This is a genomic window from Hyphomonas sp., assembly GCF_041398385.1.
Taxonomy (GTDB): Bacteria; Pseudomonadota; Alphaproteobacteria; order Caulobacterales; family Hyphomonadaceae; genus Hyphomonas.
In genome coordinates this window covers 80,312-93,396 of sequence record NZ_JAWKUW010000003.1, presented here as the reverse complement: position 1 = coordinate 93,396, position 13,085 = coordinate 80,312, and the positions used below count along the sequence as shown (strand labels likewise).

At 60.4% G+C, this 13,085-nt stretch carries 12 protein-coding genes and 1 pseudogene; 9 read left to right on the top strand and 4 right to left on the bottom strand.

Annotated elements, in window-relative coordinates; all coding sequences use genetic code 11:
* Nucleotides 1-26 precede the first annotated feature (26 nt).
* The 3 genes from R3C13_RS07505 to queF all read left to right on the top strand — a co-directional run bounded on the left by R3C13_RS07505 (nt 27) and on the right by queF (nt 2,352).
* Nucleotides 27-785 carry an SDR family NAD(P)-dependent oxidoreductase gene (locus R3C13_RS07505; RefSeq protein WP_371310197.1) on the top strand — a complete coding sequence of 253 codons (759 nt, stop codon included), beginning with the start codon at nt 27-29 and terminating at the stop codon, nt 783-785.
* A 75-nt stretch (nt 786-860) separates the two neighbouring features.
* A complete protein-coding gene (locus tag R3C13_RS07500; RefSeq protein WP_371310196.1) occupies nt 861-1,892 on the top strand; it encodes a calcium/sodium antiporter in 1,032 nt (343 codons plus the stop codon).
* Nucleotides 1,885-2,352, top strand: coding sequence for a preQ(1) synthase (gene queF / locus R3C13_RS07495; protein ID WP_371310195.1), 468 nt, complete (start codon nt 1,885-1,887; stop codon nt 2,350-2,352). The genes R3C13_RS07500 and queF overlap by 8 nt, the downstream gene beginning before the upstream one ends.
* Before the next feature lies 1 nt (nt 2,353).
* Here the strand turns inward: queF and R3C13_RS07490 are convergent, their stop codons facing one another.
* Nucleotides 2,354-2,932 carry a nitroreductase gene (locus R3C13_RS07490; RefSeq protein WP_371310194.1) on the bottom strand — a complete coding sequence of 193 codons (579 nt, stop codon included), beginning with the start codon at nt 2,930-2,932 and terminating at the stop codon, nt 2,354-2,356.
* A gap of 169 nt (nt 2,933-3,101) precedes the next feature.
* Between R3C13_RS07490 and R3C13_RS07485 the strand changes: the two genes are divergently transcribed.
* From R3C13_RS07485 to cysE, 4 genes are all read left to right on the top strand, one after another.
* Nucleotides 3,102-3,815, top strand: a complete 714-nt coding sequence (locus R3C13_RS07485) for a TetR/AcrR family transcriptional regulator (RefSeq protein WP_371310193.1) — start codon at nt 3,102-3,104, stop codon at nt 3,813-3,815.
* Nucleotides 3,808-4,992 (top strand): efflux RND transporter periplasmic adaptor subunit, encoded by a 1,185-nt coding sequence (locus R3C13_RS07480; RefSeq protein WP_371310192.1) that lies wholly within the window; start codon nt 3,808-3,810, stop codon nt 4,990-4,992. Before R3C13_RS07485 ends, R3C13_RS07480 begins: the two co-directional genes overlap by 8 nt.
* A 6-nt stretch (nt 4,993-4,998) precedes the next feature.
* Nucleotides 4,999-8,124: an efflux RND transporter permease subunit gene (locus R3C13_RS07475; protein ID WP_371310191.1), complete on the top strand. Its 3,126-nt coding sequence runs from the start codon at nt 4,999-5,001 to the stop codon at nt 8,122-8,124.
* A 79-nt stretch (nt 8,125-8,203) separates the two neighbouring features.
* A complete protein-coding gene (gene cysE / locus R3C13_RS07470; RefSeq protein ID WP_371310190.1) occupies nt 8,204-9,016 on the top strand; it encodes a serine O-acetyltransferase in 813 nt (270 codons plus the stop codon).
* 36 nt (nt 9,017-9,052) lie between these two features.
* Here cysE and R3C13_RS07465 read toward each other — a convergent pair whose 3' ends face one another.
* The 3 genes and pseudogenes from R3C13_RS07465 to R3C13_RS07455 all read right to left on the bottom strand — a co-directional run bounded on the left by R3C13_RS07465 (nt 9,053) and on the right by R3C13_RS07455 (nt 9,751).
* Nucleotides 9,053-9,418 (bottom strand): phytochelatin synthase family protein, encoded by a 366-nt coding sequence (locus R3C13_RS07465; RefSeq protein WP_371310189.1) that lies wholly within the window; start codon nt 9,416-9,418, stop codon nt 9,053-9,055.
* Between the two features lie 76 nt (nt 9,419-9,494).
* A pseudogene (locus R3C13_RS07460) lies at nt 9,495-9,566 on the bottom strand (hypothetical protein); the annotation flags it as partial.
* Between the two features lie 11 nt (nt 9,567-9,577).
* Nucleotides 9,578-9,751, bottom strand: a complete 174-nt coding sequence (locus R3C13_RS07455; RefSeq protein WP_371310188.1) for a hypothetical protein — start codon at nt 9,749-9,751, stop codon at nt 9,578-9,580.
* A gap of 252 nt (nt 9,752-10,003) precedes the next feature.
* Here R3C13_RS07455 and R3C13_RS07450 point away from each other — a divergent pair, with 252 nt between their 5' ends.
* Together R3C13_RS07450 and R3C13_RS07445 are read left to right on the top strand one after the other, a co-directional pair.
* Entirely contained in the window at nt 10,004-11,197 is a 1,194-nt protein-coding gene (locus tag R3C13_RS07450; RefSeq protein ID WP_371310187.1) for an OmpA family protein, read from the top strand.
* 46 nt (nt 11,198-11,243) lie between these two features.
* On the top strand, nt 11,244-12,998 hold the full coding sequence (locus tag R3C13_RS07445; RefSeq protein ID WP_371310186.1) for a hypothetical protein: 1,755 nt from the start codon (nt 11,244-11,246) through the stop codon (nt 12,996-12,998).
* The last annotated feature ends 87 nt before the right edge of the window (nt 12,999-13,085 follow it).

Below are 13,085 nucleotides of genomic sequence, written 5' to 3'. Positions count from 1 at the left end.
TGCCGATTCAACAGGGAGGACGGTTCATGGCCGCGGCGAACACCAGCGCGCACTATCCCAGCCTCGAAGGTAAACCGGTCTTCATCACCGGCGGCGCGACGGGGATCGGCGCAGCCATCGTGCGCGGCTTCGTCCGCAACCGCGCACGGGTCATGTTCGTGGACGTCGACGAAGCCGCCGGGCTGGCGCTCGCGGAGGAAACCGGCGCGGAGTTCGCCGTGCAGGATGTGACCGATGTTCCTGGCCTTCAGGCGTGTGTAAACCGTCTGGCGGAAACCTGCGGCGGCCTCGGCGTGCTCGTGAATAATGTCGCGAATGATGTGCGCCACGAGGTATCTGAAGTCACGTATGACACCTGGCGCGGCAACCTTTCGGTCAACCTTGATCCCGTGTTTTTCGCCTCCCAGGCGGCCCTCCCGCACCTTAAGGCGGCCGGCGGCGGCGCGATCGTGAACCTCTCCTCCCTCCAGGCCCTGGTCGCCGATGCGAACCTTCCGGCCTATGTGGCGGCAAAGTCGGCCATCCTTGGCCTCACCAAATCCCTTGCGCGCGCTGCAGGACCGGACCGGATCCGCGTCAATGCCGTAGTGCCCGGCTGGGTTCTCACCGAGAAGCAACGGCGCCTCTGGCTGACCGAAGAAGCCCATGCCGGATGGCGCGCCGCCTGCGCCCTGAAGGAAGATATACAGGCCGACGATGTGGCCAATCTCGTCCTGTTCCTCGCCAGCGACGATTCCCGCATGATTACAGGGCAGTCGGTGGTCATCGATTCCGGGCGCACCTGAACTTCCTTCGGCGCGTTGCCATTGTGTCGGTCGCGGCGCGCTCTATGATCCCGCGAACTCCTGAAAGGGCTTTGAATGGACTACCTATTCGTGTTGGGCGGACTCGTGCTGCTGATTTTCGGTGGTGAGGGACTGGTCCGGGGCTCGGTCAGCGTCGCGCGCAAGCTCAATATTTCCGAACTCGTCATCGGCCTGACGCTAGTCGGGTGCGGCACGTCCATGCCGGAACTCGTGACCAGCCTGAAGGCCATCGACACCGGCGCCGTCGGCATCTCCATCGGCAATGTGATGGGGTCGAACGTCGCGAATATCCTGCTGGTGCTGGGCGCCGCAGCCCTGATCAAGCCGATCCTCACCGATCCAAGAGCACTGTCACGCGATGCAATGGTCCTTATCCTCGCAACGGCGATCCTGTGCGGCCTCATCTATTTCGACGCGTTCACACGCCTGACAGGTTTCCTGCTGCTGGCGGCCCTGATCGCCTATATCGGCGTGTCGCTGCTGATAGATCAGAATGCCGACACGCCGGCGGCCGAGATGCACGTCGAGGAAGGAGAAATCGTCACGGCCGAATTGGGCGTCGTGAAGGGCCTGATTATTGCTGTCATCGGAATGGGGGCGATCATCTACGGCGCAAACCTTCTTGTGCAGGGGGCCATCAGCATCGCCCGGAATTTCGGGATCAGCGAGACGGTGATCGGCATGTCGATCGTTGCGGTCGGAACCAGCCTGCCTGAACTTGCAACCTCCCTCGTCGCTGCGCGCCGCGGCAAGGCCGATGTCGCCCTCGGCAATGTCATCGGGTCCAATATCTTCAACATTCTGGGCATTCTGGGCGTCACGGCGCTGGTGCATCCCTTCAGCGTATTCGAAAAGCACCCGGGCAACATCGCGGCCGAAGCCATGAAGAATGACGGCATGACGAGCATCGTCTCGACCACCGACGTGGGTGCGCTGGTCCTGTCACTGTTCCTGCTCCTCCTGTTCAGCATTACAGGACGCCAGATCGCGCGCTGGGAAGGGGGGCTTCTGCTGGCCGGCTATGCGCTGTACATGGGCCTCCTGTTCAACATTATCCCGGTGCCTGCGATCCTGCCTCATGGCTGACAACCCGATTTATCAAGGTCTTGGCCAGCTCGGCCAACAGACGAACCAGCCCCAATCGCCCGAAGAGGCGCAGCTGGAGCGCGTGCCGAATCCGCATGCCGGCACGCTTTACCTGACCCGCTTTGTGGCTCCGGAATTCACGTCCCTCTGCCCGGTCACCGGCCAGCCGGATTTCGCCCATCTCGTAATCGACTATGTGCCCGGCGATTGGCTGGTGGAGTCAAAGAGCCTGAAGCTCTACCTCACCAGCTTCCGCAATCATGGTGCCTTCCATGAAGATTGCACCGTTAGCATCGGAAAGCGGATATTCGACTTTGCCCAAGCGAAATGGCTGCGCATTTCGGGCTACTGGTATCCGCGCGGCGGTATCCCGATCGACGTATTCTGGCAGTCCGGGGACGTTCCGGCCGGCCTCTACGTTCCCGATACGGGCGTCGCGCCTTATCGCGGCCGCGGCTGATTTATCCCCACCGAGTGATCTTGGCGGACATGTCCTGGCGCGGGCGCTCGGGCGAGTGCGCCGTCGCGGTACCCAGATACATGAATCCGGCCACGCGCTCTGTTCCAGCGAGTCCGAGCAGGTTGGCGGCTTCATCGTCGAAGGCCGGCCATTCCGATAGCCAGGTGCCGGTCCAGCCGCTCGCATTGGCGGCCAGAAGCAGATTGTAACAGACCGCGCCTGCTGAAAGCTCCTGTTCCCAGACGGGCGTCTTGCCGTCGTCGACAGGCGAGGAAATCACCGCGACAACGACCGGCGCCCGCATCAGAAGCATGCGGGCTTCCTCGATGTCAGCCGCAGGTGCATCTCGGGCCGACAGGATGCTGGCAAGGCCGTCGCCAAAGCGCGCCCGGGCATCGCCCTCGAATACGATGAACCGCCAGGGGCCGAGGCGCCGATGGTCAGGAACCCTCGCGGCGACTTCCAGCAACTCATCCAGCGCCTCGGGCGAGGGGCCGGGTTCTCCGATGAACTGCTTGGTCGCCGAACGGCGCAATGCCAGCAGGGCGCGTGCCTCAACACTTGGGCGGACAGGCAGCATCGGCGTGCCTACGGGCGGGGCGGGGGGAAACCTTTTCGTCATACGCTGTGCTTACTTTGAACCGCACCGCGCGCAAAGCGCAGTTTCTACCTTTCCTGCTTGCCGAAATTGCGGGGCTGGCATATCTTGTGAACACTGTTCACTTTGTGAACGCTGATCAGGGCCGGGCATGGATACAGACTACGCGCCTGAGGGAACGCCCGCCGACCGGCGGCGCCAGAAGGTCCGGGATTCGATCCTGGCTGCCGCCGAACGCGTATTCGCGCGTGAAGGAGAAAGTGGCCTGTCGATCCGCCGACTGGCAGACGAGATCGATTACTCTCCCTCCGCTATCTACAAGTATTTCGGGTCGAAGGAAGAGCTGCTTGAAGAGTTGAAGGACGCCTTTTTCAAAAGGCTCCTGATCCAGGTCGATCGGGTGTCGGCCGCGCTGACAACGTTCGACGAACGCGCCCGGACCTGCGTGACGACCTATGTGGAAACGGCGATTGAGCGGCCCCACCACTACGCAGCGGCGTTTTCCTCCGTGGCGGCCGAAGACGACCCAGCCGAGCGAGTGCCGGTGTCATGGGAAGACTTCATCCAGAGCCGCAAGGGCCGTGCCTTCAAGATCCTGGTCGACATGGTTGAAGAAGGGCAGGCGAACGGAACCTTCGATGCCTCGCTTAGCCCTGTAGTGGCTGCCAAATCCGTATGGGCGGCATCGCATGGTCTGGCGCTTCTGCTTATTCACATTCCCAAATTCGCCGGAATGCAGCCCTGCGGCGGCAACCTGTCTCGCGAAGCGTTCGTGGCTTTCCATGCCGACATCATCATGCGCGGTCTGAGTGCGCCGGGCCGGCTTTCCGCTCCTTTAGAACGAATGGAGCAGTCCAATGACTGACGCCTATCACGTAACCGGCGAAGAGAGCCGGGAGAAGAAGCCGACATGGATCAAGGGGATCATCTTTTTCCTGCTGATGATCGTCTTTGCTGTTGGTCTGCTCTGGACGGCAACCCGCCTGCGCAGCGCTGAGGGCCCCAGGGTTGCGGACGATGTGCCGGCCCCGCTGACGGTCCGCGTCGTGACGGTAAAGCCGGCAGAATCCTTTGAGCTGCAGGAAAGCTATTCAGGCCTTGCAGAGGCGCGCCGGACGAGCGCGCTTGGGTTCCCGTCGGGTGGGCGGATTGAAGCCATTTCGGCAGATGTCGGGGATCGGGTGAAAGAGGGCGCTACTCTGGCGCGGCTTGATACGCGGAGTCTTGAGGCCCAACTGGCCTCAGCGAATGCTGTCGTCGAGGAGGCGCGCGCCGCGCATTCACTCGCGCTGAGTACGGTCGAACGGCAGCGAACACTGAAACTTCAGGGCCATGTCTCTCAACAACGGGTCGATGAAGCAGAGGCGCAGGCCAACACAGCCCTGGCGCGGATCGACGCAGCGAAAGCCCAGGCAGACACGCTTCGTGTGCAGATTGATCTTGCACGTATCCGGGCACCTTTTTCCGGTGTTGTGACCCGACGGTTCGCCGATGAAGGCGCCATCGCAAATCCCGGCCAGCCTTTGCTGGAGCTTGTCGAGGCAGGCGTTCTCGAAGCGCGGCTGGGTCTGCCGGCCCAGAGTGCCATGCTGCTGAAGGCCGGCGAGGAATACGCGCTGACTGCGGACACGGGCAACGTGAAAGCCAGGCTGCGCAACGTGACGGGCGTGATCGATTCCGGGCAACGGACGGTGACCGCAGTCTTTGATATCGAGAACCCCGATGTGATCGCGGCAGGAGCCGTGGTCAGGCTGGCTCTTGAGCGGGATGTCGGCGAAGAAGGTTTCTGGGTTCCTGTTAAAGCCCTGACCACGGCGTCTCGTGGCCTTTGGAACGTTTACGTTGCCGACCCGACTGAAAACGGCTGGACGGCCGTCCCGCGGCCCGTGGAAATGGTGCACTCGGAAGGCGACCGCGCCTATGTGCGCGGCCCCGTGCGGGCGGGCGACCGGGTGGTTGTCGACGGCCTGCAGCGGATTACACCGGGGATGCCGGTCTTGCCGCGGGACGCCACAAGTGCGGCCAATCCGAACGGCGGGTAAGCTCGAATGGTCGGTATCCTGAGTATCTTCTACAAGCTTCCGCGCCTCACCGCGTTGGCGATCCTCGTCATTCTGATTGGAGGAATAGGGGCGCTATTTACGCTTGGTCGGCAGGAAGATCCCACGCTCATCGAGCGGTTCGGTTATGTGCTGACGACCCTGCCGGGCGCGGATGCCGAACGTATGGAGGCGCTGGTTACCGAGCCGCTGGAAGCTGCGCTGATGGAGCTCCCAGAGCTTCAGGAGATCCATTCAATTTCGCGCGCCGGTGTTTCGCAGATCAGCACGCGGATCCGGGACGACCTGACCGAAGCGGAAGTCGACGATGCCTGGACACTGATCCGCCAAAAGGTGGACCAGGCGCGCGGACAGTTCCCGTCGGGCGTATCGACGCCCGAAGTGCATCGCCAATATGTCGGTGCTGCAACCCTGGTTGTCACGCTCACCTGGGAAGGGGAAGAAGTGCCACCGCTTGCCGTCATGCGGCGCATGGCCCTGGACCTGCAGGATCGGTTTGAGCGTCTGCCGGGTACGGAGCTGACGGAAACGTTTGGCCTGCCCGATGAAGAAGTGCGGGTCGTTCCCGATCCGGATGCGCTGGCGGCAACGGGCCTCTCGTTTCGACAAGCTGCGGGTTTGATTGCCTCGGCAGACGCCAAGGCGCCTGCGGGCCGTCTGCGTGGAGCAGGCGGCAATGTTGGCGTGGAAGTCGGCGGCGAGTTCGACTCACTTTCCCGTGTGCGTGCAGTCCCATTGATCCAGCGGCCCGATGGTTCGTCGGTCCGCGTCGGCGATATTGCGGCCGTTGAAAAGGGACTATCGGATCCGCCTGTCCGGATGGCGCTTGAAAACGGCCGGCAAGCCATTCTCGTCGGAGTCTACATTTCTCCGGACCAGCGCGTAGACCGCTGGGCAGAGACCGCCCGTTCGGTAGTCGATGCCTTCGCCGCCGACACGCCGCCCGGCCTGCGAATTGAAACGATCTTCGATCAAAGCAGCTACACGAATGCGCGCCTTAGCGGCCTTGCGCAGAATCTGATGGTTTCTGCGCTGATTGTATTTGCCGTTCTGTTCCTGACGATGGGATGGCGGTCGGCCATTGTCGTGGGAATGGCCCTGCCGCTGACCGTGGCGCTGGTGCTGATCCTGTTCAAGATCTTTGGACATCCGCTGCACCAGATGTCGGTCACCGGTCTCGTGATTTCGCTTGGCCTGCTGATCGACAATGCAATCGTCGTTGTTGACGATTTTGACCAATGGCGAGTCAAGGGTCTGAGGCGGCTCGATGCGATTGAGCGGAGCCTGAAGCACCTGTTCGCCCCTCTGGGCGCATCGACGCTGACGACGGCGCTGGCTTTCGCACCGATTGCGCTGCTGCCAGGGCCTTCAGGCGAATTCATCGGGATGATTGGCCTGTCTGTGGTGTTTTCAATCGTGTCGTCTTTCCTGATTTCCGTCACCATCATTCCGGCGATGGCCGGGTGGTTCGACCGGACGCGGGGATGGGAGCGAGGCGAGCACCGGCGGCCGCGCCGGTGGTGGCGGGACGGCGTCGCGATTGATTATGTCTCTGATGGATTCCGTGCATCCGTTGAGGCGGTGCTGCGGTTCCCGCTTCTGGGGATTGCTATCGGTGTCGCGCCGGCCGTTCTTGGCTTCATGTTGGCCGGGAAGCTACCGACTCAGTTTTTTCCGCAGACGGAGCGTGACCAGTTCCAGCTGACGCTGCAGCTGCCGGCAGAAGCCAGCCTGGCTGATGCTCAAGAGGTTACTATTCGGGCTACGGAACTGATCAGGTCTCTCGACGGGGTCAGCAATGTGACATGGGTTTTGGGGGAGCCGGGGCCGCGCGTATATTACAACGCGATCAACAATACTTCCGGTGTGGAGGGCTTTGCATCGGGCTGGGTCCAGCTTGACAATAATCTCCGAACCCGTCAGATCGTTGCCAATGTGCAGCAGCTCGTCCGGGCGGAGTTTCCGGAAGCGAGATTCCTGGCCTTGCCTTATGAGCAAGGTCCGCCAGCCGATGCGCCCATTGAGCTGCGGATTCTCGGATCAGATTTCGAAGTTCTGAACCGCCTTGGCAATGAGATCCGCGCGACATTGGCGCAAACTCCAGGTGTTACATACACCGTGGCCTCGCTGCAGCTCGGGGCACCAACCATGCGGTTGAATGCCGATGAAACAGCGGCGGCACTCAGTGGAGAGCGCCTGACCGACCTGGCCGCCGATCTCAATGCCGAACTTGAAGGCGTGAGGGCGGGGTCAGTGCTGGAAGGAACCGAAGAGTTGCCCGTCCGGGTCATCGCGCCGGAGCGCCGGCGTCAGGAACTATCAAGTCTGCGGTCCGCCGCTGTCGGCAGCGGCGGGACACCGATTTCCGCATTGGGTGAAATCTCGCTCGATCCGGAAACGGCGGTCATTTCCAGATGGGAAGGCCAAAGGATGAACCAGATCCTGGCTTATCTTGATCCCTACACGTTGGCAGACCCGGTCCTCGCTTCTTTCGATGAACGTCTCGCCCATACGGATTTTTCTGTTCCGGCAGGCTATACCGTGATCACCGGTGGAGAAGCGGAGAACGCCGCAGAGACGCAGTCTGACCTTGCAGTTGTGGGTGTGCCGCTGGTTTTGGTCATGGCCGGCGCGATCATGCTGGTTTTCAATTCCTTCAGGATGATGCTCCTTGTTCTGACGACTGGATTCCTTTCCCTGGGGCTCGCTTTCTTTGGCGTCTGGCTGTTCAACCTGCCTATGGGATTCAATGCGATCATTGGCGGCGTCGGCCTGCTGGGCATCTCGATCAACTCATCCATTGTCGTCTTGTCATTGTTGCGGGCCGACCCGAGGGCGATGGCGGATGATGTTCTGGTTCAGCGCGAAATCGTGGTCGATGCGACCCGGCATATCGTTGCCACGACTCTGACGACGATGGGTGGCTTCGTGCCGATCTTGATGTCAGGAGACAATTTCTGGCTGCCATTGGCGGCAGGCATTTCCGGTGGCGTGGCTGGATCAGCCTTGCTGGCATTGTATTTCACGCCCTCAGTGTTTCGGATCATGACCTACAAGCCGGTTCGGCGGCTGTTCGGTTATCGACCGGCTCATGAGGTTGTGGGAGCGGAGTGAATGAAATCGGGACTGGCGCTCTTGATGCATCCATCCGGTTTCCCCATCTGGGTAAAAACGCGACGGCAAGGAGACGTTGATGGCTGACACTTCGACACTGCGGACGCCGGCACCGGCCTGGCAACGTCTTCGCTTCGATGCTGCAACAGCCGCTTCAGAAGAGCCTGCACTGGCCAGCTATCTGAACGCTGCAATCCTGTCACATCATACATTGGTGCAGGCGCTGTCTTACCATCTCGCGGAAAAACTCGGCAGCGGAATGGTCGGCAACCAGCAGGTCCGAGACATTCTCGTGGATGCGTACGAAGCTGATCCGTCGATCATAAGCGCGGCGGAAGCGGACATGATGGCCGTCCTGGACCGGGATCCCGCCTGCCACAGCCTGTTGCAGCCATTCCTGTACTTCAAAGGTTTCCAGGCGCTTCAGACGCACCGGATAGCCCATGTCCTGTGGGGGCAGGGACGCGAGACCCTCGCATTCCATTTTCAGAGCCGTTCTTCTGAGCTTTTTGGCACGGACATTCACCCGGCGGCCCGGATTGGATCAGGTGTGATGCTGGACCATGCGACTGGCATCACCATCGGTGAGACGGCGGTGGTTGGTGACAATTGTTCGCTGCTCCATGGCGTGACCCTTGGCGGGACGGGCAAGACCGTCGGCGACCGGCACCCCAAGATTGGTCGCGGTGTCCTGTTGTCGGTCGGAGCGAAAGTTCTCGGCAACATTCATGTTGGCGACGAAGCAAAGGTTGCTGCCGGAAGCGTCGTTTTGAAAGATGTTCCCGCACATTGCACGGTCGCTGGTGTGCCTGCGCGGGTTATCAGCGGTCCGGCTTGCTGCCATCCTGCCCAATCCATGGATCAGTCGCTCCCGGACGAGGCAGGCAAATAGTCGATCCGATGGCGAAGGCCGGCAAGCATGTGACGATCACATATCCGCGCGTCTCGAGCCCACTTGTGTGTTCATAGCCGCAAACAGTTCGCTGGCTTCGACCCAAAATGGCGGGTATTTGTATCGGGCAGCATCAAGGACAAGAAATTTGTCAGTTTCCGCGTGATAGGCTGTAACAGGAGAGATGTGTCCGCCGGAAACCTGGCCCATCTCCGAGCGCTGGTAATTCACGACAAGGAATTCATCCTGGTTGTTCAGTGTTCTGATTGCTGAACGGCGGAATTCGCCAATTGTTGTCGTTCCTGCGGGCACAATTTCGGCATCGAGGCCGTGCGCCTCGAACATGCCGCCAAGTTCCGTAAAAGTGGTGCCGGATCGTGTGAACTCGGTCCGGCGCTTCACGGACTTTTGCATGTAGTGTGAAGATGTTGTCCTGGTTGAATAGGCCGCAGTGATCAGTCATCGCCGATTTTGGCCGTTTGATTTCCGCGGCGTTGAGGATCATTGCGATGCTGGCCGGGCCACAGAAGGATGGATGGTCCTGGGTCACGAAATACGTGCTCAATGCCCATAGTCGATAATTGCCTCAGCGGTGCGCAGCAATTCAACGCCTTGTGTTGTCGTGATCGAAATCTGGCTCTCAGGCACTGGGAGCTGGTCCGCGATCGAGACGGCGCCCGATGCAGCGAAGGCAATTGTCAGCAAAAACACCCGAAGTGACTTGGAAGACAGCATCTTTGGAATCCTGATCCACTATGGAAAAGCGGTCACGTGCCCAAATTCAAATTGGCTCATTCGCGCCACGAGAGACCAATGTTGCCGTCTATTCGTCCCCTGCGCGAATATAATGCCGGAACGACAAAATTTCTTCAGCTTCAACGAGATGCCAGCCGCCGATGATATTGGCGGTGTTTTTGGTTTCGTCTAGAGTTTTGCATTCAAGGTATTTGCTTTCCCGAGTTTTTTCGGGTGAGAAGGGGATGGCAGGTGAGTTACGAGTCGGACGAACGGTATACCGTCTCGCGCATGCAGCGCGTGCGCCGCATTGTGCGGCGAGAAGGCGCGTTGCCGTTTGCTCCTTTTGGGCTTCTGCCCGCGCTCGGTCTTGGCCTTCTTGCATTATATGCTTTGTTTCCATTCGCGAAGGACGTTGAGCGTTCCGCTGCTGCTGCGGCTACGGCGGCGCTTGATGCGGATGGTGTAGATTGGACGAAAGCATCTGCTTCCGGCCAGTGGGTGACGCTGGAAGGGCTGCCTCCGTCGAACGAAGCTGCGCGGTCTGCGGAGCGTGTGGTGAAGGCAGCGAAAGCGTCAACGCCTTTTGGTCCAGCAGCGCCGGTGACCCGGGTCACTGTAAAGCGCATCGCATTGGTCCCGCCCGCGCGAGATCCGAACGAGGCGGCGGACGGTGCCGAATTGCCGTCTACGGAAGAAGTTGCGGCATTGCCAGAGTGGCAATTTAGCTTGGCAAACGGAATCCTTCGTTTGACGGGTGATGTGCCGGATGAAGCCACCAGAGATGCGATCTTGGAGGCGGCGCGTGTCCGCATTGCACCTCCGCGCGTGTTGTCTGTGGAAGACGAGCTTCAGGTGGTTCGCGCCGACGTGCCGAATGGCTATCTGCCGGTTGCGCTGAGAGGGATCAACACGATCAGCCAGTGCGATGCCGGGCGGTCGTCGATCGAGGATGGAAAATTCAATTTCAGATGCGAGCTTGGCAAAGCCGATGCGTCGGAGGTTCGGGCGCAGGCTTATGCCAGCCTTCCCTTCGGCACGATCGGAACCATCGAAATCATCACCCACGAAGATGTCGCTAACTGTGAGTCAAATCTTGAAGGACTCCTCGGCGATGCGCGCATTGAATTTGCATCCGCAAGTGCGGTGATCGATCCGTCGAGCAACGAATTGCTGGATCGGGTGGCCGCTGCAGTGAAAGCCTGTCCTGGAACGCTCCGCATCGAGGGGCATACCGATTCAACGGGGCTACCGGATTCGAACATGACGCTCAGCCGCAATCGTGCATATGCGGTCCGCAACGCACTGATTGCGCGGGATGTCAGTCCGCAGCGGCTGGTTGCTGAAGGTTATGGGGCAAGCCGGCCGATCGCCGTCAACACGTCACCGGCGGGCAGATCCCGTAATCGTCGTATCGAAATTCGGGTCGTGCGCGCCTCGGAATGAGTTTTAACCCCAAAGGGGGCGCGTGGCCCCTGCAAGAGTACCCGCCATGTGGTTCCTGTTTCTCAAGATTTTCTTCCTCATGGCCCTTGCGGCTGCACTGGGCGCCTGGCTTGCCTGGTGGTGGTTCCGCCGCAACTATGAGGATGTGACGACCTATCATGAGGAATTGATTTCGCGCGCCAGCCGGAAGGACGCGATAGTCCCGGCGACGAAGGATGATCTCAACACGAGCTTGGCAGACCTGCGGGCTGTCGTATCGGGCATCCGCGTACCGGACATCAGCCCCCTGAACGAGCGCCTTGTGCGCATCGAACATGCGATGGCAGCCACTGGCAACATCATGCCGGGGCTCGGTCAGCTCAATGAGCGGTTTGGCAAGGTCGAGACCCTGTTGCAGCAGCCTGATGCTTCGATAGAACGGATTGCTGAAAGGCTGGCAGAGCTTGAAAGCTCAATCCTGTCCGTCTCAAACGATGTATCCCGGATTCAAAACACGGATCTGGATCCGATTGAATCCCGCCTCGTGCAACTGGAGGACTCAATTCGGGCACAGAGCATTCCGGAAACAGACCTCGGACCGGTCCATTCCGGCCTTGCTCGGCTGGAGCTTGCGCTTGAAAATCTGGATCTTCCGACCGCTGATATAGAGCCGCTTCGCGCACATCTTGGGGCGATGGAGACGCGTCTCGCCGAATTCGCCGAGCGCCTCGACACTCAGCGCAAGGCTGATCTTGAAAATCTGACGATCCGCATGTCGACCCTGTCGTCGTCACTTGCCGGCTTGCGCGTGCCTGACCTGGATTCCGTCAAGGAACGGCTCGCCAGGATTGAGGCGGCGGTCGGAAGTATTGCTGGACCACCTCCGGAAGTCGATCTTGCGCCGGTCATGGAGCGCCTGCGTCAGATGGAAACCTATCTGCGCAGTCCGTCTGATGAGCTTCGGATACTGCACACAAAGCTGTCCGATATTGAAGGCGGAACGGCGTCCATGCATTCCAAAGTATCAGGAATTGAAAATACGGTCGGCATAATCGCGAGGTCAGGCGTGGATTTGACGCCGGTCCAAAGCCGGATTGCGGCCCTCGAGTCGGCTATCGGAGCAGTTCGTCTCGAGTTGCAGTCGATGCCGGACTTTGCGCCGGTTGAGCGCCGGCTCGCTGCGCTGCAGGAATCGGTCCTCTCGCTGCGTGAGCCGGACCTTTCGCCGGTCGTCTCAACGGTTCGCAAACTGGATGCGCGCCTCGACATGGGGGCGGTAGAGAACAGGCTGACCTCCATCGAGTACAGCCTCGCCGCCATTCATCACATGCTGCGGTCGCGTGACGGAGGCTATCTACGGCCGGAGCCGGATTATGCTTACCGCCCGCCGGCCTATACCCCGCCGACCTATGAAGCACGTTCACGCGACTATGAGGAAATCGTTGAGCCTCTGCCACCACCGCCGCCCGCTCGCGCGACGACTGCGAAGGCGCCACAGCGCCGGACGGTTCAGGCCGTATCGGATCCGATTGATGCAGCGCGCCGTCCCGGCGATCGTGCCAACCTTCTGACGGAGGCTGCGTTTGGTTCGGGTGACGATCTGGAAGAAATCAACGGTGTCGGCCCGATGTTGGGTGAGCTGCTGAACGAAGTCGGCGTCTACTATTTCTGGCAAATCGCGGAATGGACCCCGCGTGATGTCGAGTGGGTCGACGAAAAACTCGAACATTTCAAGGGCCGGATCGAGCGCGATAACTGGGTCGGGCAAGCCAAGGAACTGGCAAGGCTGCCGACATCTGCCCAGCGGCCGGCGACCGAATAAGCAACGGCGCACTCCTTCGATCACCCCCCTTTTCGAGCCTGCCAAATTGCGTTTAGGTTAGGTTCGCGCTGGGGAAGGCGGTTTGAT

What these genes read in the sequence shown, in the direction of transcription:
- R3C13_RS07505 (WP_371310197.1), top strand. Translation starts at nt 27, where the DNA reads ATGGCCGCGGCGAACACCAGCGCGCACTATCCCAGCCTCGAAGGTAAA.
- R3C13_RS07500 (WP_371310196.1), top strand. Translation starts at nt 861, where the DNA reads ATGGACTACCTATTCGTGTTGGGCGGACTCGTGCTGCTGATTTTCGGT.
- queF (WP_371310195.1), top strand. Translation starts at nt 1,885, where the DNA reads ATGGCTGACAACCCGATTTATCAAGGTCTTGGCCAGCTCGGCCAACAG.
- R3C13_RS07490 (WP_371310194.1), bottom strand. Translation starts at nt 2,932, where the DNA reads ATGCTGCCTGTCCGCCCAAGTGTTGAGGCACGCGCCCTGCTGGCATTG.
- R3C13_RS07485 (WP_371310193.1), top strand. Translation starts at nt 3,102, where the DNA reads ATGGATACAGACTACGCGCCTGAGGGAACGCCCGCCGACCGGCGGCGC.
- R3C13_RS07480 (WP_371310192.1), top strand. Translation starts at nt 3,808, where the DNA reads ATGACTGACGCCTATCACGTAACCGGCGAAGAGAGCCGGGAGAAGAAG.
- R3C13_RS07475 (WP_371310191.1), top strand. Translation starts at nt 4,999, where the DNA reads ATGGTCGGTATCCTGAGTATCTTCTACAAGCTTCCGCGCCTCACCGCG.
- cysE (WP_371310190.1), top strand. Translation starts at nt 8,204, where the DNA reads ATGGCTGACACTTCGACACTGCGGACGCCGGCACCGGCCTGGCAACGT.
- R3C13_RS07455 (WP_371310188.1), bottom strand. Translation starts at nt 9,751, where the DNA reads ATGCTGTCTTCCAAGTCACTTCGGGTGTTTTTGCTGACAATTGCCTTC.
- R3C13_RS07445 (WP_371310186.1), top strand. Translation starts at nt 11,244, where the DNA reads ATGTGGTTCCTGTTTCTCAAGATTTTCTTCCTCATGGCCCTTGCGGCT.